Source organism: Vibrio sp. D173a (genome assembly GCF_030248475.1).
Genome location: NZ_JAHGAH010000657.1, coordinates 1 through 628 on the forward strand (window position 1 = coordinate 1; position 628 = coordinate 628).

The 628-nt window shown below is 41.7% G+C and carries 1 protein-coding gene and 1 pseudogene; both read left to right on the forward strand.

What is annotated here, in order from left to right; translation table 11 throughout:
* A partial coding sequence (locus KIV40_RS28280; RefSeq protein ID WP_285352530.1) for a CreA family protein occupies positions 1 to 169 on the forward strand: 169 nt, incomplete at its 5' end.
* Between the two features lie 129 nt (positions 170 to 298).
* A pseudogene (locus KIV40_RS28285) lies at positions 299 to 628 on the forward strand (inosine/guanosine kinase); the annotation flags it as partial.

Sequence of the window (628 nt, forward strand, 5' to 3'; positions counted from 1 at the left end):
AACCATGAAGGTAAGACGTATTTTTGATGCAGAAAACCAAACCCTACTCTACTTGTCTTACACCACTAAAGAGACTGAAGGCAGTTTCAAACACAGCCTATCTACCGTGCCACTATGGGGTACCAAGGCGTATGTTGACCCAGCAACACTGACTGATGCAGAAAAATAAGCGATCGGTTTAGTTTTGTTCAACCACCTGTTCATACAATGTGCAGGTGGTTGAGAATGTAATAAAAATGAAAGAAATTACAAAAATCTGTGATATCATGCGGCAAAATTTTCTCACTGTAATTTTCTTATGAAATTTCCTGGACAGCGCAAATCTAAGCACTACTTCCCTACACACGCTCGTGATCCACTCATCAACCAGATGAAGGAAACACCAAAACTGTTTCGCCCAATTATTGTTGGTGTTGGTCAAACAATTGTAGATATTGAAGCTCGTCTGTGCTACTGGGTGTTATGTCTCGTAACATCGAAGTTGGCTCGTTCGCATATCGTTACCTATGCCGCACCTCTTCGCGCATGAACTTAAACCATCTACAAACAGTAGAAGGTTCTATTGGCCGTTGTTACACGTTGATTTCTGATGATGGTGAACGTACGTTTGCGATCAACGAAGGTGAGA